Consider the following 24,045-nt stretch of genomic DNA (forward strand, 5'->3'; position numbering starts at 1 on the left):
AAGACCCCTTGAAGACGACGAGGTAGATAGGGCAGAGGTGGAAGTGTGGTAACACATGGAGCTGACTGTTACTAATAGGTCGAGGGCATAACCAAAGCAGTGATAGGTTGGATGATGATGTTGGTTTTGACTGTATGTAGTTTTGAAGGTACATGAAATATGGATAGGAATGAGAAGCAGTGCGAAAGCGCTGTTTTTTTTGTTAAACAATTTGAGTTTATAATGAAAAATAAAAAGAAATAACGTAATATAGGTAGTAGAATAAGCAAAAAGGAGTGTGTCAGGATGGCAAGAATCGATCACGCGGCAATCCGTACAAAATTATATGAAGAAGCACAACATTTTTTTGAAGATGTATTTGAGATGCATATGTGGAGAGAAATCGGTGAAAAACCGGGAAGAAAATGCTGGTACAAAGAAGGTATCCAGCTTTGCGAAGTAGAGGAGCTGGATGCAGCATCAGAAAATGGATATGATCATATTTCCATTGCAGTAGATTCAGAAGCAGAGATTATGGAGAAAATCAAAGCGTATCCGGTAAAAGCAATCAATGACCATTGGTTTTCGCTTCCAAACGGAACAAAGATTGAGCTAAAACCGCTGGCAGAGTGGAAAGTAGATGCATAAAACCTCACAAGGAGATTATGAAGTATGAGATTAAGAAATATTTTGATTGTTGTAGAAGATATCGAGAAATCGAAGAAATTTTATCATGATTTATTTGGACTTGATGTAATACTTGATAATGAAGAAAATGTCATTCTGACAGAGGGACTTGTTCTTCAGGAGAAAACAATTTGGAAGAACTTTCTGGAAAGAGATATCATTTCAGAGAGCAATTCCTGTGAGCTATATTTTGAGGAGAAGAATATCGAAGCCTTTGTCGAAAAACTGGACAAACTTTATCCGGATATAAAGTTTGTGAATCGTTTGATGATGCATAGCTGGGGACAGAAGATTGTTCGTTTTTATGATTTGGATGGGAATTTGATAGAGGTTGGAACACCAATGTAAAAAAACAATTTAATAGTACTAGTAAAAAGAAAGAAACCGACAGGATAAGAATATTTTATTTATTTGCAAATCATCCTGTTGGTTTCTTTTATTAAGTTTGTTCTATTTCAAGTTTACTTTGTCAAACTTTCCAAGATAACTATCTGATCATCCCTAGAAATGCTTCATGAATCCGTGTGTCCTGATCTAATTCCGGATGAAATGCAAATGCCATCTGATTCTTATATTTCACTCCGACAATACGATCCTCTACAATACTGAGAATCTCAGGTGTATTTCCGGACGTGTCTGTATGAACAGATTCTACATAAGGTGCTCGGATGAAAGTCATAGGAATTTCACCGATACCGGCTGCTTCAGCATTTGTATGGAAGCTTCCAAGCTGGCGACCGTAGGCGTTTCGTTTGACTGTCATAGGAATGGTTTCAAAATAGGTTTCGTCTTGTTCAGCAATGTCAGAAGCCAGGAGAATCATTCCGGCACAAGTGGCCAGAACAGGCATTCCTGATTGAATCTTTTCTTTTAAAGGTTCGAACATGTTAAGATCGTGTAAGAGTTTTCCCTGAACGGTGCTTTCACCGCCGGGAAGGATAATCCCATCAAAATCTTTTTGCAGATCAGAAGCCTGTCGGAGTTCAATGGTATGAACTCCAAGCTTTTGAAGCATCTGTTCGTGCTCTATGAATGCTCCTTGAAGGGCAAGTACTGCGATTGTCATTTTATTTTCCTCTTTCTGCCATGAGAAGTTCAATTTCCTGTTCGTTGATGCCGACCATAGCTTCGCCAAGGTCAGATGAAAGTTCAGCGATCAGTTTTGCATCTGTATAGTTTGTAACGGCCTGTACGATAGCAGCAGCACGTTTCGCCGGATTTCCGGATTTGAAGATACCGGAACCGACAAAGACTCCCTCTGCGCCTAACTGCATCATAAGAGCAGCATCAGCAGGAGTTGCAACACCGCCGGCAGCAAAGTTTACAACAGGAAGTTTTCCGTTTCATGTACGTAAAGGACAAGATCATAAGGAACCTGCAACTGTTTGGCTGCCTCGAAAAGTTCATCTTCACGCATACTTACAAGTTTGGAAATTTCACTGTTCATTTTGCGCATATGGCGAACTGCCTGAACAATATCACCGGTTCCCGGTTCACCTTTTGTACGGATCATAGAAGCTCCTTCATTGATACGTCTGAGTGCTTCGCCAAGATCTTTTGCACCGCAGACAAATGGAACATCAAACTCTCTTTTGTTAATATGGTAGACATCATCTGCAGGTGAAAGGACTTCGCTTTCATCAATATAGTCGATTTCAATTGCCTGAAGTACCTGAGCTTCTGCAAAATGTCCGATTCTGCATTTGGCCATAACAGGGATTGAAACAGCTTCCTGGATTCCTTTGATCATCTTCGGGTCACTCATACGGGAAACTCCACCAGCAGCGCGGATGTCAGCCGGAATTCTTTCCAGCGCCATAACAGCACATGCACCGGCAGCTTCTGCAATCTTTGCCTGTTCCGGAGTTGTAACATCCATGATCACTCCACCTTTTAACATCTGTGCCAGATTTTTATTCAATTCATAACGTTCATTATTTGTACTCATTTTTAAATCTCCTTTTCTTTACTAATTCGATAGGTAATAGTATAATGACAAAGTGACTATATAAAAATACTCAGTTTTAATATATTCAAAAAGGTCAGAGTGGAGAAAAAAGTAAATATGTTGACGTATAATTTTGAAAATATAGGGTCAGATACGCTTTATCAATATTTGTATAAATGTATCAAAAATGACATTATTCAAGGGAAAATTAAGAGTGGAGAAAAACTTCCATCAAAGCGTGCACTTGCAAAAAATCTGGCTATAAGTGTAATTACAGTAGAAAATGCTTATGGGCAGCTTGCAGCAGAGGGATATATTTATTCTGTTCCAAAGAGTGGATTTTATGTAGCAGACCTGCGGGATGACAGAATGAAAAGCGAGAGTGGTTTATCAGAAAATAGGATTTACAGCAATAAGTTAAACCTTACCGGTGGAAAGAATGCTTATATCGCAGATTTTACGAGTAATCAGACGGAACAGAGTGCATTTCCATTTTCTATTTGGACAAAGACGATGCGGGCAGTAATGAATGACTATCAGACTGAATTGATGCTTAATCCACCGTGTGGCGGAGTAATGGAATTAAGACAAAGCATTGCGGATTATCTGAAAGCATTCCGAAACATGACGGTGCGGCCGGAACAGATCATTATTGGTGCTGGAACAGAATATTTGTCCAGTCTTTTGATTCAGCTTTTGGGAAAGGAATTGAAATATTCAGTTGAAAATCCGGGATATCATAAAATCGCAAAAATTTATCGCAGTATGGGAGCTTGTTATGAGTATATAGAAATAGAAGAGGACGGACCGAAGGTAGAAGAACTGGAAGAAAAAGAAATCAATGTGATACATTGTTCTCCATCGCATCATTATCCAACCGGAAGGGTAATGCCAATCAGTAAACGTTATGAGTTACTTGGCTGGGTGACAAAAACGAAAGATAGATATATTATAGAAGATGAATATGACAGTGAACTTAGATTGAATGGTAAGCCAATTCCATCACTTCAGAGCATTGATGTATCGGGAAAAGTGATTTATATGAATACATTTTCCAAGACTTTGTGTTCAACAGTGCGAATCAGTTATATGGTGCTGCCGGATGAATTGGCAGAACGATTTTACAGAGAACTTTCTTTTTATTCCTGTACGGTATCAAATTTTGAACAATATACGTTAGCGCAGTTTATGAATTCAGGGGCATTTGAGAAACATATTAACCGGCTGCGTAATTATTATCAGCAGAAGAGAGACAGGATCTTGGAAGCATTTTTACAAGGAGCATTGAAAACTAAAATTAAGATTCTGGAAGAAGATGCAGGAGTACATTTTTTAATGAAAGTAGATACAAACTTGAGTGAAGAAGAATTTCTGGATAAAATGAAGAGCAAAGGAATTAAGCTGGCTGCATTGTCATCCTATTATCATTCAAGTGAGAAGAAGAAAAAGTATGAAAATATTTATGTTATGAATTATTCATTTGTTGATTGTGAAAAAATGGAATATGTTGCAAAGATGATAACACAAGTGGAATGACATGGAGAAAAGTATGGAGGGAGAAAGATAAAATGACTTTGCGAAAGAAGTTAATGCTCTCTTTTTTGATACTGGTGCTTTTGATGGGATCAATGATTGGATATTTTTCTTATCAAAATGCAAAAAATCTTGTATTGGAAAACAAAGAACAAGAAATGGCTGATACAATTAACAGAATTGATATCTCTATTAATAGTCAGGTTCAGCAGATCAATCGTCTGGCTGAAAATGTAAAATCCAGTCAAATCGTGAGGGCATATTTGAAAAAAGAGATACATACGCAGGAAGAAACAGAAGAATTAAATGATTGGATGGAAGGGCTTTTAAATCTTATATCAAGCTGCTCAGATTTGATACTGATGAATGAAGATGGAACCGTGTATTACAGCTATTCAGGCTGTCAGGCAGTGAATGATAAAAGGCGGATGGAAGTATATGAGAATGCAGCAAGTAACCTTGTTGGAGATGGTACCTGGACGGAAAAAGGAAGTTCGCTTTGTCAGAAAAATGCAGAAGAAGTAGTAACATTTATAAGTTCTATCAATAAGGTAATTCTTGCGATAGAATTGAATCCGGAGACGTTTGGACTTTTGATGTTGAATAATTATAGTACCTTTCAAAATCAGTACACTTATCTGGTGGATTGCGCCGGAAATGTTCTGTGCTCGAATAAGACAAATATTTATGATTGGGGAGATGTCGTAACAAAAGGGATGGAAAAAGGAGTTAGAAGATATGAATTCAACTGGGATAATAAGGATTATTTTGCCTGTAGGCAGTATAATGGACTGACCGGATGGGAGACTTATTCAGTGGTTTCGACAGATGATTTCTTTCCACAGGCAAAGAGACTTCGAGAAGCAATTATGGGCCTTGTTTTGCTGGCAATGCTGGCGGCAGGAGTTGGAATTTTTATTTTGTCCTATACATTTACAAGGCCAATCGGGAGATTGAAAAATGCTATGAAACAGGTCGAAGCAGGAGATTTTGAAATACAGGTAGAATCAAAAGCACATGATGAAATAGGAATGCTGATTCAGTCTTTTAATTATATGGTCAGTAGATTACGCCAATTGATTATGGAAGTATACCAACAAAAACTGGCACAGAAGAATGCAGAGCTTACAGCACTTCAGGCTCAGATCAATCCACATTTCCTTTACAATACATTAGATTCTATCAATTGGATGTTAATTGAAAAGGGAGAATGGGAGATAAGTGATGTTGTAGTATCTTTAGGAGATATTTTGAAATATTCACTTCATGGAGAAGAGATTCTTGTACTTTTTGAGGAAGAATTAAAATATATTGAAAGTTATCTTTGTATTCAGAAGAACCGATTAGAAGATCGTCTGACAGTTCAGATAGAAATAGATGAAGAAGCAAAGCTGTGTTTTGTTCCGAAGCTGATTCTTCAGCCGATTGTGGAGAATGCGATTCTGCATGGAATTGAGAAGAAGAAGGAGATGGGCAGAATCCAGATTCAAGCGATTGTCAGAGAAGGAACTCTTGAGATACATGTAACAGATGATGGAATCGGTATGCAGCCAGATCGTTTGATGAGGTTTAGGGAGAGTATTATGTCAGATGAAATTAGTGGAAAGCATATTGGAATGCGAAATGTACATCGTAGAATTCAGTTGCATTTTGGAGAGGCATATGGATTAAAAATTGACAGTGAATGGCAGAAAGGGACAACCGTTACTATTCTTCTCCCGGTAGAAGAAGTGGATCAGGCAAAGGAGGTTACAGAAGATGAAAATCGTAATTGTAGATGATGAACCGAAGATCAGGAATGGTCTATCAAAATTATTGTCATCCAGACCTGGATTTGATATTACAGGTGTATTCGAAAATGCCATGGAAGCGCTGGAACAGTTGTCTGTTTCTTATGCGGATGTGATTATTACTGATATTAAGATGCCGGAGATTAATGGTCTGGATCTGATCAATCGAATCCGTGAAAAGGATGAGAATACAAAAATTATTATATTAAGTGGTTATAGTGATTTTTCTTTTGCACAGAGAGCAATAGAGCTTGGTGTGACCAGATATCTGACAAAGCCTACAAATGCCAGAGAATTGATTGGAATTCTGGAAGAAATTGAGAAAAATATTCAGAAACCTCGGAGGGAAGAAAAACAAGAAATGAAAGTGACAAATCTTTTTGTTCAGAAAGCGATGGACTACATTTCTATGAATTATTCACAAAAGCTGACCTTGACAAAGATTTCAGAACAACTTTGTATCACGCCCAACTATTTGAGTGAGTTGTTTAAAAAACATACAGGTCAGAATGTATCTGAATATATTATAGATTACCGGCTGGAGAAAGCTTGTCAATTTCTTAAGAATCCGCAGCTTAGAATAGGAGAAGTTTCAGAAAAAGTGGGAATTAACGATGTTCGTTATTTTAGCAGTATGTTTAAGAAAAAATATAATCTTACGCCGACAGAATACAGAAACAAACAATAAAAGATAAAAAATATATTTTAAATAATTCTCTCATGGAAATGTAGAAAATCTAACATAAAAACCGTAAATATTAAACAAAAATAGAAAGTTATCACATTGAAAATACAACAAAATGTACTAAAATTGAAGTATAAGATATCAATGCGCAAATGATATATCGAAACAAAAATAAAAAATAATGGAGGTACATTATGGGGGCTTTTCAAAGACAGATAGGCGATATGGTAGAATTGACACCGGAAGGTGAAAAGGAAATCCATAAATACAAAAATAATTATGCAGATGCGACAAAACCATTGAGTTCAAAAGAGCGTAACTGGTCAGCATGGGACATGGGAAATCTGTGGATTGGTATGATTGTATCTATCGCAGTATATCAGGTGGCAAGTGGACTGATCGTATCTGGTATGTCATGGGCACAGGCATTGTTAACGATTGTATTAGGACATACACTAGTTATGATTTTTGCAGTTGTTCTTGGACATTTCGGTACAAAGTATGGACTTGGTTATCCGATGCTCAGTAAAATGGTGTTTGGATCAAAAGGAACTGTAGTCCCGTCAATTGTCCGTGGAGTACTTGGGTGTTTCTGGTTCGGTGTTCAGGCATGGATTGGCGGTCAGGCACTTAATGCAATTATCGGAGCAATCATTCCAGCATGGCATGGACTTGGATTTAAAGGTTTATTTATTTCATTCTTATTATTCTGGGCAATGAACGTATATATTGCAGGATCAGGATCCAGTGCATTACAGAAACTGGAAAAGTTTGCAGCACCGGTATTGATTGTGTTGAGCTTTATCGTAATCATCTGGGGAATTAGAAGTGCAGATTGGAGTGTGTCGAAACTTCTTTCTGACCCATCTCTTCAGGGAGATCCGTCCAAGAATTTCTGGACACTGTTTTTCCCGGCATTGTCTTCAATGATTGCATTTGACGGTGGTATTGCACTGTCTATGGCAGATTTCACAAAGAACTGTAAAACACAGAAGGCACAGGCAGTAGGACAGCTTGTCGGGGCACCTGTAATGACAGCATTCATTTCCTTTGTAGGAATTTGCGGAACAGCAGGAGCAGCAATTGTATTTAAAGAAGCAATCTGGGAGCCGGCAGTTCTTGTAAGTAAATTTGACAATCCGATTATTGTAATTATTTTCTCATTGTTCATTATTATGGCAGTACTGACAACAAATGTTGCAGCAAATCTGGTTCCACCGACAAATGTTATCGCAACTTTATTTGCAAAGAAAGTAAGCTACAAAAAGGCTGCTTTGATTGCAGCAGTACTTGCTTTATTTGCTCAACCGTGGAATGCACTGGCAAGTGCGTACGATTTGATTTATAATGTATGTGGAATGCTTGGAGCGTTGCTGGGACCTATCTCAGGATTATATCTGGTATCCTATCTGTTTGAGCATAAGACAGAGGTTGATATGGTTGATATGTACAAGGAAGACGGCGGAAAATATTATTATTCAAAAGGCTTTAATGTACCGATCATCATTATTTTTGTGGCAGCAATGATCATTATCTTTGCCGGAAAATATATTGCACCACTGAAATTTATCTTTGACAATGCATATGTAGTAGGAAGTATCGGTGCAGGTCTTGCATACTTTATCTATATTAAAGCAGCAAAAAGAGGTTAGAAACAGCACTCATCAGGCACAAAAATCACCGCAGCTATGGAAAGCATAGACTGCGGTAGAAGTATAACTGAAACTAAGAGAGGAGTGGAAGTATCATGAAAACACTTGTAAAAAATGGAATGATCGTATCACCGGAGGACACTTATGAAGCAGATGTCCTGATTGAGGATGGTGTGATCGAATGTATCGGAAAAAACCTGGAAGCAAAATTTGGGGATGCAGATAAGGTGATCGATGCGAAAGGAAAATATGTTCTCCCGGGAGGTATTGATGTTCATACGCATATGGATATTGATGTCGGAATCGCGAGAGCAGTAGATGATTTTTATACAGGTACTGTTGCAGCCGCATGCGGCGGAACTACAACAATCGTAGACCATATGGGATTCGGACCGGCAGGATGCCCACTACATCATCAACTGGATGTATATCATGGACTGGCAGACGATAAAGCTGTTATCGATTATGGATTCCATGGAGTAGTCCAGCATGTAGACGAGTCTATTTTAAATGAACTTGAGACAATGATGGATGACGGAGTCCAGAGCACAAAGGTTTATATGACTTATGGCTATAAGATTGATGATGATGGTATTTTAGAAGTTCTTAAGAAGATGAAAGAACTGCATGGAATCACAGCATTCCATTGCGAGAATCATTATGTGGTAGAGCATCTGAAGAAAGAATATGGTGATGCCGGAAAGACTGCGCCGATCTATCATGCAAAGAGCAGGCCGAATCTTGCAGAAGCAGAGGCTGTAAGAAGAGTCCTTTATCTTGCGAAGCTTGCAGGTGATGCACCGGTGTATATTGTACATCTTTCTTGTAAGGAAAGTCTTGAAGCAGTTGAAGAAGCAAGAAGAAACGGACAGAAAAACATTTTTGTTGAGACATGTACACAGTATCTGACACTTACAGAAGACAGATATAAAGATCCGGATGGATTGAAATATATTATGTCTCCACCGCTTCGTACACAGCAGGATCTTGATGCGCTGTGGAAAGGATTAGAGGCAGGGGAGATTCAGATCGTTGCGACAGATCATTGTCCATTCAATTATGCAAAAGAGAAACAGGACGGCAAGGATGATTTTAGAAAATGTCCGAATGGAGCTCCGGGAGTTGAAGAAAGAATGATTCTTCTTTTCTCAGAAGGTGTAATGAAAAACAAAATCAGCATCAACAAGCTGGTAGAAGTTGCTTGTACAAATCCGGCAAAGGTGTACGGGATGTATCCTAAGAAGGGAATTATTGAACCGGGAGCAGATGGAGACCTTGTGATTATTGATGCTGATGCAAAACAGACATTGACTCACAAGATGATGCACGGAGCTGTTGATTATACTTCTTATGAAGGAACAGATCTGCACGGAAAGATTGATCTCGTAATGCAGAGAGGAAATATCATCGCTGAAAATAACGAATTTAAAGGTAATCGAGGAGATGGAAAGTATCTCTATAGAAAACCTTTTTTAGGAGATTTATAATCGAAAGTCAGAGAATCTGAAAGATACAGAACTCAAAAATAAAGGATAACAAGGCATGGAAGATACCAGGAAAAAAAAGAAAATAAAAGCTGAGACAGTCTTCATTGTTGCAGTATTACTTATCATTGTTGCAGTAATCGAAGGAACTACTTACCGAAAAATTATTCCGGCCAATCAGCCGAAAGTTGTTGTAATTCTTCCGGGAGATATAAATGATCAAAGTTGGAATAAGGGAAATTACGAAGGGATTCTTGCAAATCAGAACAAAGATAAGAAAATTGATCTGGAGTATCAGAGTAATGTCGAAGAGAAAGACTTTGACGCAGTGATTCGCAGATATGCAGAAGATAATTATAATCTGATCATACTTGCAGGATCACAGTTCGAGGAGGTTGTTTCTTCCGTGTCAGGAGATTATCCGAAAGTTGATTTTTGTATTTTAAATGGCCGATCGGCATCAGGTAAAAATACATTCTCTGTTTATCCAAAAGAAGAGGAGGCAAGCCATTTGGCGGGAATCATTGGTGGAAATCTGACGAAGACAGGAGCATTTGGCGTTATTGCCGGTTATCCGAATGAGGCAATGGAGACCTTGCTGGATCAGTATGAAAAGGATGTTCGTCAGCTGGCTGCGGATAGAAAGCTTCCGAATGCAACAGTACTCAGGGCCTATGCGAATAGTTGGGAAGATGAGGAACTTGGAAAAGAGATTGCAAACCAAATGATCGGAAAAGGTGCAGATGTTTATTTATTTACGCAAATAAAGTTGGAAATGGCTGCATTGAGGCTGCAAAGGAAAATGGAGTAAAGGTGATTGGATTTTCAGAGAATCAAAATGATCTTGCTCCGGGAACGGTTGCAGCGTCGATTAAGTTTGATTTCGGGAAAATATATTCCTGGATTTTGGATCATTATATGGATGGAAAACTCAATGGTAATGAAGTTTATGGAGTAGGTATCGAAGAAGAAATTTTTATTCCGATTTTTACAGATGAAGTACCAAAGGAGGTACAGCAGACGGTAGAAAATAATATGAAATAATAAGAGAACCCCTAAAACAGAACTGTTAACGGTAATGTTTTAGGGGGCTTTTTGTAGTTATATATTTTAGACCATTACATTAGATCAGATGTGTACTTTCAAGCTTCTCCATAAATGCGTCGTTCATCTTTATGATCGGTTTTCTAAGAAGTAGTCCAAGCAACAGTGAAGGAACGAGGTAGATTGCCAGTTTTCCAATTTCTGCTGCATAAGTTGTTCCGTAGAACCCTGCAATACATTCACGCATCGCATTCATGCTGTGTGTGAACGGCAGAAGTGGATAAACAACCTGGAAAAACTTCGGTGCACACTGGATCGGGAATGTTCCACCACTTCCTGCGACCTGCATTACCATCAGGACAACGGCAATGGCTTTACCGATATCTCCAAAGGAGACAGTCAGTGCATAGATCAGATTCACATAGACAAAGCTTGTAAACATACCGGTTAGTACAAACATTACCGGATGCTTACACTGAATACCAAGGAAGAAAAGATCTCCAAGACAGATGAGTGCACTTTGCATGAAACCGATAATGATCAGAAGTAGGATACGTCCGATATAGAGCTGATATTCTTTCGGATGGAATAGTATCTTCTTTGTAGAATCAGCTACAGTGACTTTTAGCATGGCAGCCATAACAACAGCACCTACCCAGATCGCAAGAGTGGAGTAGAATGGAGCCATTGCAGATCCGTAATTTTCAATTGGATAAATCTTTTTCTCATCCAGTTTGACCGGAGAGGAGAGGAAAGATGAAATCGTTTCAGAGTCTTCGGATAACAGGTTTGTTACGGCAGCCATACCTTCTGAATCATCAGTGGAAAGTTTTGTAGCTACAGCCGTCAGCTTTTCAGAAGATTCTTTTAGCAGAGCAGCAGAATTAGTAAGTGCTGTCTGAAGTCCTGTAAGTCCGCTGGAAGCAGAGCCAGTAACGTTAGCAATATTTTCAATGCTGCTGTCAAGGCTTCCAAGCATAGAGGAGACAGAACCTGTTGTAGAACTCAATGAATTGGAAAGATTATCAAGATTTCCTTTTACATTTTGTTCGTAAGTTGTCTCGACTGCTTTGACAGAAGAGGTTGCTTCGCTGATCAGACTATCAAGTTCACTCTTTAATGTAGTGGCATTTGCAGTTGCTGTAGTGATCGAAGTTGCAGCACCGTTAATTTTATCACGGAGTGCAGTCTGTCGTTCAATTGCCAGCTGAATCTGCTGATTGATTCCATTGACCGCATTTTGAATCTCAGGATAATCTGAGGAGGCGTCTGCAATAGCAGATAATGCAGCAGAAAGCTGATTATACCCGTCAATGACATTTTGTACGCGGCTACTTACGGAAGACAATGCATTTGCTGCCGCCTGTGCATCTGAGTTGTAGGAACTTAAAGCCTTGTCAATAGTATCAGAGACAGCGGTGTAGAAGCTTGCATTCTGTGCTAATGCGTCAGAAATCGTGCTTGTAGTTCCGGACAGGGCAGCAGTTAATGAATCAATTCCGGAATCAGAATTCTTTAAGGAATTGAGGCTGGTTTTTGTGCCGGAACCGGTTTCCTGAAGAAATTCTGTTGTTGTGTTCAGCATTGTAACTGCAGAGTTTGTCATGTCTGAGAAGGACTGAACAGTTGCAGCAACAGTTCCAAGATCAGATCCCATCTGATTCAAATTACTACTCATATTGTTGATCAGAGAATCATCACCTGTCTTCTTTGCGATTGAATCTACCGTCTGAAATGCATCAAGTGCGGTCTGGGCAATTGTCTCAATGAATGTCTGATTAATCTGTTTCTGGACAGCCGTTGCGCCTTTTCCGGTAATGATCGGAGCAATTGCATTTTCTTTTTCATTTTCATAATAAGTCAGATCCGGATGTTCAGCTTCAGAAGAGAAGACACTCATCATTTTCTGGCTAAAGTCTTCAGGGATTACGATCGCAGCATAATATTCTCCGGATTTTACACCTTTTTGAGCATCTTTTGAATTAGTAAAAACCCAGTTGAACTGAGAATTTTTATGCAGAGAAGAGAGGATCTGCTCTCCCATGTTGATCTTTACGGCAATAAGATCACTTTCATACCCTTTATCATCACTTGCAACTGCAAGTTTCAGCGCACCTGTATTTCCGTAAGGATCCCAGCTTGCGGAAATGTTAAACCATGCATAAAGAGTCGGAATTACAGTGATTCCCATAATAACGATCATTGCAATGACATTTTTCTGGATCTTCATCAGATCATTTTTCAGGATTAAAAAAATATTTTTCAAATTATTCCGCCTCCTTTCCACGGAAGTTTTCAAGCATTTCTTCGTAAGACATACCGGCAAGCTTTTTCTGTTCTTCTAATTTTGTATGAATGTATTCTACAACGATCAACCATACTGAAATCGCAATGATGGAAATGATCCATAAAGTCAGGAATACAATCTTTGATTCGAGACTGAACATCAGGATCAGGAAGATCAGAGGGATGATCGCAATGGCAAGGAAGCCGATGCGAATCATCTTACGGTAATTGTTTTCAAATTTCTGTGCCCGTTCAGCTGTTACAAGGCGAAGGTCTTCGATGGAAAGAGATGCCTGTAAGAGCATGGAGAGCTGTGTACTTCTGCTAAGTTCTGCTTCGTGAGGTTCGCACATCATAAATTCTGTTTCTGCCAGTTTCTTGTCGAACAGATGGTTCAGTCCGGAAAGAGCCGGGCGCAGTCCAAGTCCAATAAGCAGAGAGATCGGCACGTAGCACAGGAGCAGGATCAGAAGATCGTTGCGGAAGTTAGAACCGTAGAAACCGGCAATTGCTTCACGCATAGCATTCACACCATATGTAAATGGAAGGAGTGGATGCAGTTTCTGGAAAAAGGCTGGTGTCATCTCAATCGGGTAGGTTCCGGAAGAACCAGGAATCTGCAGGATTACGAGAATAACACAGAGCGCTTTACCAATATGCTTAAATGTAAGTGACAGTGCATAAATAATATTTACATAGACGAAAGAGCAAACCATTCCTGTCAGGATGAATTGTGCCGGATGATTGCATTGGACTCCTGGAAGGAGTGTATCACCAAGGCAGACGATAAATCCCTGAACAAGACCAACTGCCATGTATAAGAGCCAGCGTCCAAAGTATAATGTTGTCTGTCCGTAACCGCGCATGGATTCGTCTTTGTCCACTTCCATCTTAAAGATTGCGATCAGTACGATACCGCCGACCCAGATTGCAAGATTAGAGTAGAACGGTGTCATAGAAGAACCGTAATTATCTACGGCATAATAAGTCTCCGTTTTAATCTCCACAGGAGAGGACATAAATGATGAGATAGATTCTGCATCAATGCCTTCAAGAGAGAGCAGTTTTTGGTATGTAGCAGAGCCTGTCAGTGCATTCAGATCCGTCTGAATTGTACTTAGTTTGTCGCTTACGGCACTTAAAGATTCCTTCGTACTGTCAAGGAGGGCAGTTGTATTTGACAATCCACTCTCTAACTGGTCGAGCATATCATTGATCTGCTTAGAAGTAGCTGGTACTCCGTTTAGCAGTCCTTCTACCTGACCGGTCAATGTGGAAAATGTATCCAGTGTCTGTCCAAGCAGTGGAAGAATATTCTGGTCAAATGTAGAACGGAAAGTATGTAAGTTATTGATACTTTCTTTTGTCAGAGAAGTAAGCTGTTCCTGTGTTGCAGTTGTTGTATCAATCGCATCTTTGATTCCATTATTTCCAGTCTGAAGACTATTGATCAATTCCTGATTTGACTGGTTCTGAGTTTGCAGGGCAGAAATCTGTGCATTGATCTGATCTCCGATCGTTCCCGGAAACTTATTGGCAAGTTCCTGCATTTTTTTAAGAATATCTGCATTCAGTTCATTGACTGAGTTTGCATAACCAAGCGCATCACTGACAGAAGTGTTGATCTTTCCGGCTGCGGTAGCAAGTTCTGTCAGTCCTGTGGATGCAAAGCTGCTTGCCTGACCAAGTAAAAGTTCTCCGTCAGAGAGGGACTTAGAAAGTGCGGAAGAAAAATCTCCGGCAGAAGAACGTGTCGTATTCATGACAGAGTCAGCACTGGACAATGCATTTGCTCCGGATGTTGCTACATCTCCTAAAGATGTAGATGCATCTTTTGCATTTTCTATCAGCTTTGAGGTATTGGATGAGTCTTTACTGAATTTTTCTAGAAGCTGTTCGTATTCTTTGATATTATTATTTGCTTTTGTAAGCAGATCATTAATCTCTGCATTTGTTGAATCAACAGAGTCGGAAATGTTGAATACAGAATCCTTTAAAATCTCGGCAATTGTCTCAGATGCAACAGAGGAAAAGGTGTTATTAACCTGTGTCTGGATCGTGCTTGCACCTGAACTGGTGATCTTTGGCGCAATTGCATTGAGTTTTTCATTGATATAGTATTCAAGTTCCGGAGTTTCGATCTTTCCGGACAGGACACTTAGCAGGGATTCGCTAAAATCTTGCGGAATAATGATTGCTGCATAATATTCACCGGATTTAACTCCTTTAATAGCAGCATCTTTGGAAACAAACGTCCATCCTAATTGGTCGTTTTCCTTTAGTTGGTCAATGATCTGGCTGCCGGCATTGATCGTCAGATCATCATGTGTGGCATCGGTGTCCAGATTTGCTACTGCTACCTTGATGCCGGAAGTATTGGCATAAGGATCGATATTTGCTGCAATATTAAACCATGCGTAGAGTGAGGGGAGAATAGATACTCCGATCAAAACAAGTATTGCTGCCGGATTACGGAGCAAGCGTTTCATATCGCGGCGAAAAATCCGAAATGCGTTTCTCATGGATAAAACTCCTTTTCTTAAAAATATTTCTAGTAATAGATACAATGTTGATTTTCATGTCAAAAAGTATTATATTAATGTAGAAACTAATTTACAACCATTAATCAATACTGGATATGTCTAATAATAGACGAAAGATTGAAAAATGTCTAGCAGGTGAACAAAATCATTCATTTAAGCCATAGAAACGTTACTGTTCACTCCCGTGTCAATCACTCCGCTGATTGACACGGAGGATGCGTGTTTTGACTTGAATGCATCTCGCCCCATCGCCAAAGGCGATTTAAAATGGCGAGATGCGTTGCTGGTCGCACATCGTGCGAACAGTAACATAGAAACAGGGTAGAGAGTTGTTGGTCAGGAGTACTGTAAGTTATAAAGGGGGAAGAGAAGATGCAGAAGAAGACAGATCGCAGAGTCAGAAAGACAAAAAGTCAGCTTAAAACAGGTCTTGCTCAATTGATGAGGGAGAAGAGTATCAGAGAGATTACGGTAAAAGAATTGGTGGATGCGGTGGATATCAATCGTTCTACCTTTTATCTGCATTATTCTGATATACCAGGGCTGCTTGCAGAAATTGAAAATGAAATGATGGAAGAGATGCAGCGCGCAATCCGTGAACATCCAATTGATCCGGGAAAAGATACCGTTTACTATTTTATTCAGGATTTGTTTCATGTGCTTGATGAAAATCGTCAAATTGCAAGCGCACTTGTAGGACACATGGGGATATTGGTTTTGTGCATAAGTTAGAGCAGCTTTTAGAGGAGAAGAGCCGGGAGTCACTTGCGGCTCTTGTACCGGAGAAATCAGGTGAAATGAAATATTTTTATTCCTATTGCCTGAACGGATGTCTTGGTTTTGTGAAAACATGGTTAGAAACAGGCGAAAATGAAACACCAGAGTACGCAGCAGAGATGGCTTATCGAATGGTTGTAAGTTCAGTTACAGCATTTTATGACACTAAAGAAGGAAGAGAGGACAACTAAGAAATGAAACGAGAGAAATTTGGCTCACGTCTGGGATTTATCCTGATCTCAGCGGGATGTGCCATTGGCTTGGGAAATGTTTGGCGTTTTCCGTATATTACAGGAAAGTATGGAGGAGCAGCATTTGTTCTGATCTATCTGCTGTTTCTTGTTCTGTTGGGATTGCCAATCATGGTAATGGAATTCGCAGTGGGTCGTGGAAGTCAGGCAAGTATTGCACTATCCTTTGACCGTCTGGAACCACTGGGAACAAAGTGGCACTGGTATAAATGGTTTGGAATCGGTGGAAACTATCTTTTAATGATGTTCTATACAACAATCGGCGGATGGCTTCTTCTATATACAGGAAAGATGGCAATCGGAGAGTTTAAAGGACTTGATGCGGATGGTGTGACCGGAGTATTTACATCACTTCTTGGACAGCCTGTTACAATGACAATCTGTATGATCCTTGTTGTTGTGCTGTGCTTTGGAATCGTCTGTATGGGACTTCAGAAAGGTGTGGAGCAGATCACAAAGAAAATGATGATTCTCCTTTTCGTGTTGATGATCATTCTTGCAGTGCGTTCCGTGACATTGCCGGGAGCAGAGAAAGGACTGGAGTTCTATCTTCTTCCTGATTTTAAGAAAGCAGCAGAAGCAGGATTGAAAGAAGTTATTTTCGCAGCGATGGGACAGGCATTCTTTACATTAAGTCTTGGAATCGGTGCGATTGCGATCTTTGGAAGTTATATCGGAAAAGAAAGAACTCTGACAGGAGAAGCAGTCTGCGTAACAGTTCTGGATACATTAGTTGCATTGATCGCTGGATTTATTATTTTTCCGGCCTGCTTTGCATTTAATGTCCAGCCGGACAGCGGTCCGAGTCTGATCTTTATCACACTTCCGAACATTTTCAATGCAATGAGTGCAGGGAGAATCTGGGGAACAATTTTCTTCCTTTGTATGTTTTTCGCAGCATGCTCTACGATCATTGCCGTGTTTGAAAATCTGATCGCATTTGTGATGGATTTAACGAATTGTTCAAGAACAAAGGCGGTTGTGGGAAATCTGATCGCGATTATTGTACTTTCCCTTCCATGTATTTTTGGATTCAACATATGGAGCGGCTTCATGCCTCTGGGAGCAGGAAGCAGTATTCAGGACCTTGAGGACTTTATTGTAAGTAATAACCTGCTTCCGATCGGAAGCCTGATCTATCTTCTGTTCTGTACAAGCCGCTATGGTTGGGGCTGGGATAAGTTCCAGAAAGAAGCGAATGCAGGAAGTGGAATCAAGTTCCCGGGTTGGGCAAGATTCTATGTATCCTATATTCTGCCATTGATCGTATTATTTATCTTTGTGCAGGGATATTGGAGTAAATTTGTTGGATAAAACAATAACAATATTGTGAAATAAAAAACGCTGAAACAATCAGAAATTCATTGCCATTCTATTAGTGATAAGTTATAATTTAACTAATGGTTTTGCAAGAGATTTACAACTGTTCCAAACGGAAAGAATACGTTTCAATCTGAATGCAGCAGAGAGATATCTCATAGCAATAAAGACATGGATTTTGAATAGAATATAGACTCTGACGGCAAGGAAGTGAGAGATACCGAGCGGGAATAGTTGTAAAGAAGCGTTTAGACAAAAAAATATTTTGTGGTTTTAACAGACTCTTTTTCCGTTGTGGAGAAGAGTCTTTCTTTTATACCCGGAAAATAAAATGGGAGGATCAGAAATATGTTAAAGGTAGCAATTTACGGAAAAGGTGGGATTGGAAAGTCCACGATCACATCGAATCTGGCAGCAGCATTTGCCGCTATGGGGAAGCGCGTAATCCAGATCGGATGTGATCCGAAAGCAGATTCAACGATTAATCTGTTAGGCGGCGAGCCATTGCGTCCGGTAATGAATTATATGAGAGAAGAGGATGAGGAGCCGGAAGAATTAGATCAGATCGCAAAGGAAGGATTCGGTGGTGTGCTCTGTATCGAGACAGGCGGACCGACACCGGGACTAGGATGTGCAGGACGCGGGATCATAGCGACATTTCAGTTATTAGAAGACTTGCGGTTGTTTGAGACATACAAACCGGATGTTGTTCTGTATGATGTACTTGGGGATGTTGTCTGTGGCGGATTCGCAGCACCGATCCGAGAAGGATATGCAGAGAAGGTTGTGATTGTTACATCTGGAGAAAAGATGGCATTGTATGCGGCTAACAATATTTCCAGCGCAGTGCGTAATTTTGAAGATCGCAGTTATGCAAGAATCTTTGGATTGATCCTGAATCATAGAAATGTGGAAAATGAAACGGAGAAGGTACAGGCATTTGCAGAAGAAAAAAAGATTCCTATTGTTGGTGAGATTCCAAGAAGTGATGAGATTATACGCTGGGAAGATCAGGGGAAGACTGTGATCGAAGGCGACGCAGATTCTGAGATCAGTAAGAGATTCTTTGAACTGGCAGAAAAACTGTTAGAGGAAGAAGCAGAAAGTGTGAGATAAAATATAAGTTGAGGGAAAATATATGAAGAAAGCATATTTTTGTACAGCGGAAGAACTGGAACAAAGAGGAAAGGATAATCTTCCGAAACCGTTTCAGTCAGGGGAACATTTAATCTATAGTTCGCCGGCTACGCTTGCCTTTAACTCTCCGGGGGCAGAAGGGTTCGGAGTGAAAAGAGCAGGACTTGCAGTGCCGGGATCGATCATGCTGATCGTGGCACCGGGGTGCTGTGGAAGAAATACGTCCATGATCAGTTCAATGAAAGAATATAATAACCGTTTTTTTTACCTTTGCATGGATGAGACTGATATTGTGACAGGGCGTCATCTAAAGAAGATCCCGAAAGCAGTTGCATCAATCTGTGAAAGTCTTGAGAAGAAACCATCCGTTGTGATGATCTGTATTACCTGTGTGGATGCCCTTCTTGGAACAGATATGGAACGTGTCTGTAGAAAAGCGGAAGAAAAAGCCGGACTTCCGGTGCGCCCATGTTATATGTATGCATTGACACGAGAGGGAAGAAAACCTCCGATGGTTCATGTGAGACAGTCTCTGTATTCACTTCTTGAACCGGGACGTAAAAAAGGAAATGTAGTAAATCTGCTCGGATACTTTTCACCACTCGTAGATGACTGTGAATTATATACACTGCTTCAAGAGGCAGGAGTGAAAACGATTCATGAGATTTCGAGATGTGAAGATTTTGAAGAATATAAGAAAATGTCTGAGGCGAATTTTAATCTTGTGCTTCACCCGGAGGCACGATTTGCAGCAGAGGATTTTCATGACAGATTAAAGATTCCATTTATCGAACTGCGCAGACTTTATCAGATTGATAAGATTGGAAGCCAATACCAGGCATTTGGCGCAGCACTTGGAATAGAATTCCATGCAGAGGAACAGAAAAAACAGGCACAGGAAGCAATTGAGAGGTTCCGTGAAGTCTGTCCGGACCCGGTATTTGCTGTTGGGGAATGTGCAAACGCAGATCCATTTGAATTATCATTAGCATTGGTGAAATACGGATTCAAAGTAGCAGAAATCTACGGAACGATCACAGGAGAGAACTTTATTTATATCAGACAGTTGAAAAAGTTAAGTCAGCAGACAAAGATTTTCTCCAATATGGAACCGACGATGCTCTATTATGATCCATCCGAAAGTGGCGTGACACTGACGATCGGAAAGGATGCCTGTTATTATCATCCGAACACAAAAGGAATCCATTGGAATGAAGAGCGCCAGCCTTTCGGATATGCAGGCGTAAGAAGACTGTTTGAGGCGCTTAAGCAGGCTGTGACAGAACAGGCAGAAGGGAATGTTTTGCAGAAACAGGTGGAAGTGATTGGTTCGAAATCACAAGAAGTAATTGAAGATAAGAGTCAAGAAACGTTGTTCAAAGAAGAAGTGGCTGCAAAGGATGAAGATGTTCATGTGCGTGGTCTTTGGAAAGGATTGACTCCATTTGCACCGGATCAGTCAGGTGCAGCGTCCGTTTTCTATGAACTGGGAGGAATCCTTGTCATATGTGATGCGGGAGGCTGTACAGGAAATGTATGCGGATTCGATGAACCGCGCTGGTTCGGGGAACGTAGTGCGATTTTCAGTGCTGGCTTGCGTGACATGGATGCAATCCTTGGAAGAGATGACAGGCTTGTTGCGAAACTTACGGATGCAGCAGAGAAGATTGATGCAAATTTTGCAGCGGTGATCGGTACTCCGGTTCCGGCTGTGATCGCAACGGATTATAGAGCGTTACAGAGAATGTGCGAGAAGAAGACAAATCTTCCGATTCTGACTGTAGATACGAATGGAATGGAACTGTATGATGTGGGAGAAGAGAAGGCGTGGCTGACTTTATTCAAGACATTTGCAGGAAAAGGCGTAGCATCACAAAAGGAAGTTTCAGAAGAAGACGATTCTTCTAAAAAGATGAAAATCGGAGTTCTCGGTCTGACGCCACATGATGTCAGTGACCTGCATGTAGAAGAAAAGTTCCGAAAATTAGAAAATGAGAATACGCATTATGTTTGCTATGGAATGGGAGCAGGTATTGATAAAGTGAAGACAGCAGGCTCTGCGGACAAGAATCTGGTTGTAGCACCGGCGGCACTTGAGACAGCAAAATATCTGGAAAAAGAGTTTGGCACACCGTATGAAGTGGGATATCCATTCGTAGATGAATTGATACCTGAACTTGGTTATGAAAGGAAAAAGATACTGATCATTCATCAGCAGGTGATTGCAAATGCCATCAGACAGGAAATTCGTACAAGAAGTGATGAACAGAATACAGAAGTTACGGTGGCAAGCTGGTTTATGATGAAATCCGAGCTTTCAGAAGAAGGAGATCTTTCACTGAAAGAAGAGATGGATTATTGTAAGCTTGTTCAAAATGGGAACTATGACATTGTCTTTGCAGATGAAAATATGAGAGGCCTGGTACCGGGATTCAAAGGAACATTTGTTAATGTACGGCATTTTGCAGTCTCAGGAAAACTGCAGGAGTCATAACGGGAGGAAAAAGTCTATGGAGAAGGAGATAACGAAGAAAATCCGTGTCTATGGAATTGTACAGGGCGTAGGATTCCGTCCGACCGTCAGTCGACATGCAGATTCCTGTAAGATCAGAGGAAGTGTCAGTAATCGTGGACCTTATGTTGAAATCTTCGCACAGGGAAGCGAGACGGCAGTGAATCTGTTTATTGAGAAAGTTCGTACCTGTCCGCCAAAACGTGCAGCGATTCTTAAGGTTTCAGAAGAAATACTGGATACAAAGGAAAAATATCCGGACTTTTCTATCATAGAAAGCGAGAAGACAAAAGGAGAAATCTTTATTTCTCCGGATATTGCAATCTGTGAGGAATGCAAGGAAGAATTGTATGATCCCAAGGATCGCAGATACTTACATCCGTTTATTAATTGTACGTGTTGTGGTCCGCGGCTTACGATTCTGGATGCTCTTCCATATGACAGAGAGCGTACGAGTATGAAAGAATTTCCGATGTGTCCGGAATGTGAGGCAGAATATTACAATCCGGAAAGCAGAAGATACGATGCGCAGCCGGTTTGTTGTAATGCGTGCGGACCGGAAGTTTATTTGATCAAAACTTCTGATAGAACGATAGACATGAAAGGTTCTGATGCAATTACGGAAGCAAGAAGAGTGATTTCCGAAGGCGGAATCGTAGCAGTGAAAGGAATCGGAGGATTTCATCTTTGCTGCGATGCATCAAATGAGGCAGCAGTGGAACTGTTAAGAAAGAGAAAACGCCGCCCGGCGAAACCATTTGCAGTGATGGCAAGAAATCTTGAGGTAGTGCAAAGTGTCTGTGAGTTGAGTAAGGAGCAGGAAGAAATTCTCACTGGACATCAGAAGCCGATTCTTCTTTTGGTGAGGAAAGAGATAGAAACGAAGCAGCTGTGTTCATCTGTCGCACCGGGCAATCCAAAAGTAGGAGTGATGCTTCCATATGCGCCGGTGCAGTTACTTCTATTTCAATATCCAGATGGAATCAAGATGCCGGACTTTCTTGTAATGACCAGTGGAAATGTATCCGGTGCGCCAATCTGCAGATCGGATGAGGAGGCGCTCGAAGAGCTTTCAGAATTTTGTGACTGTATCTTGTCTCATGATCGGAAGATTCGTGTGAGAGCAGATGATTCTGTGATGGATTTCTATAAAAACAGACCATATATGATTCGCAGATCAAGGGGATATGCGCCACTTCCGGTCCAGACATCAGGAAAATGGAAAGGACAGGTACTGGCTGTCGGCGGAGAATTGAAAAATACATTCTGTATCGGTGTGGATAGCAGATTTTATCCTTCTGCGTATGTGGGAGACTTAGAAGATTTAAGAACGGTAAATGCATTGAAAGAGACAGTACAGCGAATGGAAACATTGTTAGAAGTGGAACCAGGCGTTGTCGTCTGCGATATGCATCCAAAATATAATTCGACGGTGGTTGCAGAAGAACTGGGACTTCCTGTTTTGAAAGTGCAGCACCATTATGCACATATCCTATCCTGTATGGCAGAGAATGACTGGATGGAACAGGTGATCGGAGTATCTTTTGACGGAACCGGCTATGGAACGGACGGAACCATATGGGGCGGAGAAATACTTCTGGCAGATCTTGACGGATTCCGGAGAATCGGAAGTGTTGAACCATTTTTACAGGCTGGAGGCGACCTATCAGCAAAAGAAGGATGGCGTATCGCAGTTTCTTTAATCTGGCAAATATCTGAATCAAAAGATGAGGCGATGCAGATCATTCAGAAACTTGGTCTTTGCGAGGAAAAAGAAGCGAAAGTTCAGCTTGCAATGCTTGAGAGAAAGATCAATGCGGTAGAGTCAACCAGTGCAGGAAGATTATTTGATGGAATCAGTGCGATACTTGGAATTCGAAAGAAATCTTCTTTTGAAGGAGAAGCCTCCATGGCATTGGAATTCGCAGCAGAAGCTTATGAAAAAAGATCTGGTGAGAAGAAAATAAATGTCTTAGACGGGCAGAAGTGTTTAACTGAATCAGCAGACGACGGAAGAGAACTTCTTCAGACGGGCAGATTAGTGAAAACAGCAGTAGAAATAGTTACAAGCACGGATGTAAATATAGCAGAAGATACATCAGAACGCGAAGTAATAGAAAAAGCGGCATATGGATTCCACAAAGGACTTGCAGAGCAGATTGTCACAGCATGTATCCATGCTAAAGAGAAAACCGGATGTCAGACAGCAGCGCTTAGTGGCGGTGTATTTCAGAATGGATTACTGCTTCGTCTGACGGAAGACGGATTAATTGCAAATGGTTTTCATGTGCTGACACATCAGATGATTCCGCCGAATGACGGAGGAATTGCGCTTGGTCAGGCATTTTATGGAATGAATCATGAGTGTGTAGAGGAAGCTCTGATTTTATAGAGTTAAAAAAGAAAGGAATAAGAAA

General features: G+C 40.6%; 16 protein-coding genes, 1 rRNA gene and 2 pseudogenes. 15 read left to right on the top strand and 4 right to left on the bottom strand.

The genetic code is table 11. The features are described from left to right. The 3 genes from DXB52_RS06340 to DXB52_RS06350 form a co-directional block, all read left to right on the top strand. A 23S ribosomal RNA gene (locus DXB52_RS06340) occupies positions 1–95 on the top strand; the annotation flags it as partial. A 190-nt stretch (positions 96–285) separates the two neighbouring features. Continuing rightward, entirely contained in the window at positions 286–627 is a 342-nt protein-coding gene (locus DXB52_RS06345; protein ID WP_117961726.1) for a VOC family protein, read from the top strand. Positions 628–651: 24 nt separating this feature from the next. Continuing rightward, complete coding sequence (locus DXB52_RS06350) at positions 652–1,014, top strand: VOC family protein (protein WP_117961728.1); 363 nt, start codon at positions 652–654, stop codon at positions 1,012–1,014. A 139-nt stretch (positions 1,015–1,153) separates the two neighbouring features. On the opposite strand, the gene pdxT is transcribed toward DXB52_RS06350, so the two are convergent. Then, entirely contained in the window at positions 1,154–1,732 is a 579-nt protein-coding gene (gene pdxT, locus DXB52_RS06355) for a pyridoxal 5'-phosphate synthase glutaminase subunit PdxT (RefSeq protein WP_117961730.1), read from the bottom strand. 1 nt (position 1,733) lies between these two features. Then, a pseudogene (gene pdxS, locus DXB52_RS06360) lies at positions 1,734–2,614 on the bottom strand (pyridoxal 5'-phosphate synthase lyase subunit PdxS). Positions 2,615–2,731: 117 nt separating this feature from the next. Here pdxS and pdxR point away from each other — a divergent pair. The 6 genes and pseudogenes from pdxR to DXB52_RS06390 all read left to right on the top strand — a co-directional run bounded on the left by pdxR (position 2,732) and on the right by DXB52_RS06390 (position 10,802). After that, the gene (gene pdxR, locus DXB52_RS06365; RefSeq protein ID WP_181989171.1) at positions 2,732–4,150 is read left to right on the top strand and encodes a MocR-like pyridoxine biosynthesis transcription factor PdxR; all 1,419 of its coding nucleotides are present in this window, start codon (positions 2,732–2,734) and stop codon (positions 4,148–4,150) included. A 32-nt stretch (positions 4,151–4,182) separates the two neighbouring features. Beyond that, positions 4,183–5,928 (top strand): cache domain-containing sensor histidine kinase, encoded by a 1,746-nt coding sequence (locus DXB52_RS06370; protein ID WP_015527764.1) that lies wholly within the window; start codon positions 4,183–4,185, stop codon positions 5,926–5,928. Next, positions 5,906–6,625 (top strand): response regulator transcription factor, encoded by a 720-nt coding sequence (locus DXB52_RS06375; protein ID WP_015527765.1) that lies wholly within the window; start codon positions 5,906–5,908, stop codon positions 6,623–6,625. Before DXB52_RS06370 ends, DXB52_RS06375 begins: the two co-directional genes overlap by 23 nt. A 191-nt stretch (positions 6,626–6,816) precedes the next feature. Further along, positions 6,817–8,274 (top strand): NCS1 family nucleobase:cation symporter-1, encoded by a 1,458-nt coding sequence (locus DXB52_RS06380; RefSeq protein ID WP_117579628.1) that lies wholly within the window; start codon positions 6,817–6,819, stop codon positions 8,272–8,274. Between the two features lie 95 nt (positions 8,275–8,369). After that, positions 8,370–9,761, top strand: a complete 1,392-nt coding sequence (hydA, locus tag DXB52_RS06385) for a dihydropyrimidinase (RefSeq protein WP_055156823.1) — start codon at positions 8,370–8,372, stop codon at positions 9,759–9,761. A gap of 55 nt (positions 9,762–9,816) precedes the next feature. Then, positions 9,817–10,802: pseudogene (locus tag DXB52_RS06390) on the top strand (BMP family protein). A 79-nt stretch (positions 10,803–10,881) separates the two neighbouring features. Here DXB52_RS06390 and DXB52_RS06400 read toward each other — a convergent pair. Both DXB52_RS06400 and DXB52_RS06405 read right to left on the bottom strand, forming a co-directional pair. After that, the gene (locus DXB52_RS06400) at positions 10,882–13,068 is read right to left on the bottom strand and encodes a YhgE/Pip domain-containing protein (RefSeq protein ID WP_117961739.1); all 2,187 of its coding nucleotides are present in this window, start codon (positions 13,066–13,068) and stop codon (positions 10,882–10,884) included. 1 nt (position 13,069) lies between these two features. Beyond that, positions 13,070–15,610, bottom strand: coding sequence for a YhgE/Pip domain-containing protein (locus tag DXB52_RS06405; RefSeq protein ID WP_118106778.1), 2,541 nt, complete (start codon positions 15,608–15,610; stop codon positions 13,070–13,072). A gap of 393 nt (positions 15,611–16,003) precedes the next feature. On the opposite strand from DXB52_RS06405, the gene DXB52_RS16820 reads away from it, so the two are divergent. The 6 genes from DXB52_RS16820 to hypF all read left to right on the top strand — a co-directional run bounded on the left by DXB52_RS16820 (position 16,004) and on the right by hypF (position 24,020). Next, positions 16,004–16,363, top strand: a complete 360-nt coding sequence (locus tag DXB52_RS16820) for a TetR/AcrR family transcriptional regulator (RefSeq protein ID WP_472519994.1) — start codon at positions 16,004–16,006, stop codon at positions 16,361–16,363. Beyond that, positions 16,351–16,599, top strand: coding sequence for a TetR-like C-terminal domain-containing protein (locus DXB52_RS16825; protein WP_472519995.1), 249 nt, complete (start codon positions 16,351–16,353; stop codon positions 16,597–16,599). Before DXB52_RS16820 ends, DXB52_RS16825 begins: the two co-directional genes overlap by 13 nt. Positions 16,600–16,602: 3 nt before the next feature. Beyond that, positions 16,603–17,973 (top strand): sodium-dependent transporter, encoded by a 1,371-nt coding sequence (locus DXB52_RS06415; RefSeq protein WP_055156816.1) that lies wholly within the window; start codon positions 16,603–16,605, stop codon positions 17,971–17,973. A 354-nt stretch (positions 17,974–18,327) separates the two neighbouring features. Continuing rightward, positions 18,328–19,095 carry a nucleotide-binding protein gene (locus DXB52_RS06420; protein ID WP_118106779.1) on the top strand — a complete coding sequence of 256 codons (768 nt, stop codon included), beginning with the start codon at positions 18,328–18,330 and terminating at the stop codon, positions 19,093–19,095. A 22-nt stretch (positions 19,096–19,117) separates the two neighbouring features. After that, complete coding sequence (locus DXB52_RS16830) at positions 19,118–21,610, top strand: nitrogenase component 1 (RefSeq protein ID WP_330638488.1); 2,493 nt, start codon at positions 19,118–19,120, stop codon at positions 21,608–21,610. A gap of 16 nt (positions 21,611–21,626) precedes the next feature. Next, positions 21,627–24,020 carry a carbamoyltransferase HypF gene (gene hypF, locus DXB52_RS06435; protein ID WP_118106780.1) on the top strand — a complete coding sequence of 798 codons (2,394 nt, stop codon included), beginning with the start codon at positions 21,627–21,629 and terminating at the stop codon, positions 24,018–24,020. Positions 24,021–24,045: the final 25 nt, after the last annotated feature.

The organism is Ruminococcus sp. OM04-4AA (assembly GCF_003462585.1).
Classification (GTDB): domain Bacteria; phylum Bacillota; class Clostridia; order Lachnospirales; family Lachnospiraceae; genus Mediterraneibacter; species Mediterraneibacter faecis.

What these genes read in the sequence shown, in the direction of transcription:
- DXB52_RS06345 (WP_117961726.1), top strand. Translation starts at nt 286, where the DNA reads ATGGCAAGAATCGATCACGCGGCAATCCGTACAAAATTATATGAAGAA.
- DXB52_RS06350 (WP_117961728.1), top strand. Translation starts at nt 652, where the DNA reads ATGAGATTAAGAAATATTTTGATTGTTGTAGAAGATATCGAGAAATCG.
- pdxT (WP_117961730.1), bottom strand. Translation starts at nt 1,732, where the DNA reads ATGACAATCGCAGTACTTGCCCTTCAAGGAGCATTCATAGAGCACGAA.
- pdxR (WP_181989171.1), top strand. Translation starts at nt 2,732, where the DNA reads ATGTTGACGTATAATTTTGAAAATATAGGGTCAGATACGCTTTATCAA.
- DXB52_RS06370 (WP_015527764.1), top strand. Translation starts at nt 4,183, where the DNA reads ATGACTTTGCGAAAGAAGTTAATGCTCTCTTTTTTGATACTGGTGCTT.
- DXB52_RS06375 (WP_015527765.1), top strand. Translation starts at nt 5,906, where the DNA reads ATGAAAATCGTAATTGTAGATGATGAACCGAAGATCAGGAATGGTCTA.
- DXB52_RS06380 (WP_117579628.1), top strand. Translation starts at nt 6,817, where the DNA reads ATGGGGGCTTTTCAAAGACAGATAGGCGATATGGTAGAATTGACACCG.
- hydA (WP_055156823.1), top strand. Translation starts at nt 8,370, where the DNA reads ATGAAAACACTTGTAAAAAATGGAATGATCGTATCACCGGAGGACACT.
- DXB52_RS06405 (WP_118106778.1), bottom strand. Translation starts at nt 15,610, where the DNA reads ATGAGAAACGCATTTCGGATTTTTCGCCGCGATATGAAACGCTTGCTC.
- DXB52_RS16820 (WP_472519994.1), top strand. Translation starts at nt 16,004, where the DNA reads ATGCAGAAGAAGACAGATCGCAGAGTCAGAAAGACAAAAAGTCAGCTT.
- DXB52_RS06415 (WP_055156816.1), top strand. Translation starts at nt 16,603, where the DNA reads ATGAAACGAGAGAAATTTGGCTCACGTCTGGGATTTATCCTGATCTCA.
- DXB52_RS06420 (WP_118106779.1), top strand. Translation starts at nt 18,328, where the DNA reads ATGTTAAAGGTAGCAATTTACGGAAAAGGTGGGATTGGAAAGTCCACG.
- DXB52_RS16830 (WP_330638488.1), top strand. Translation starts at nt 19,118, where the DNA reads ATGAAGAAAGCATATTTTTGTACAGCGGAAGAACTGGAACAAAGAGGA.
- hypF (WP_118106780.1), top strand. Translation starts at nt 21,627, where the DNA reads ATGGAGAAGGAGATAACGAAGAAAATCCGTGTCTATGGAATTGTACAG.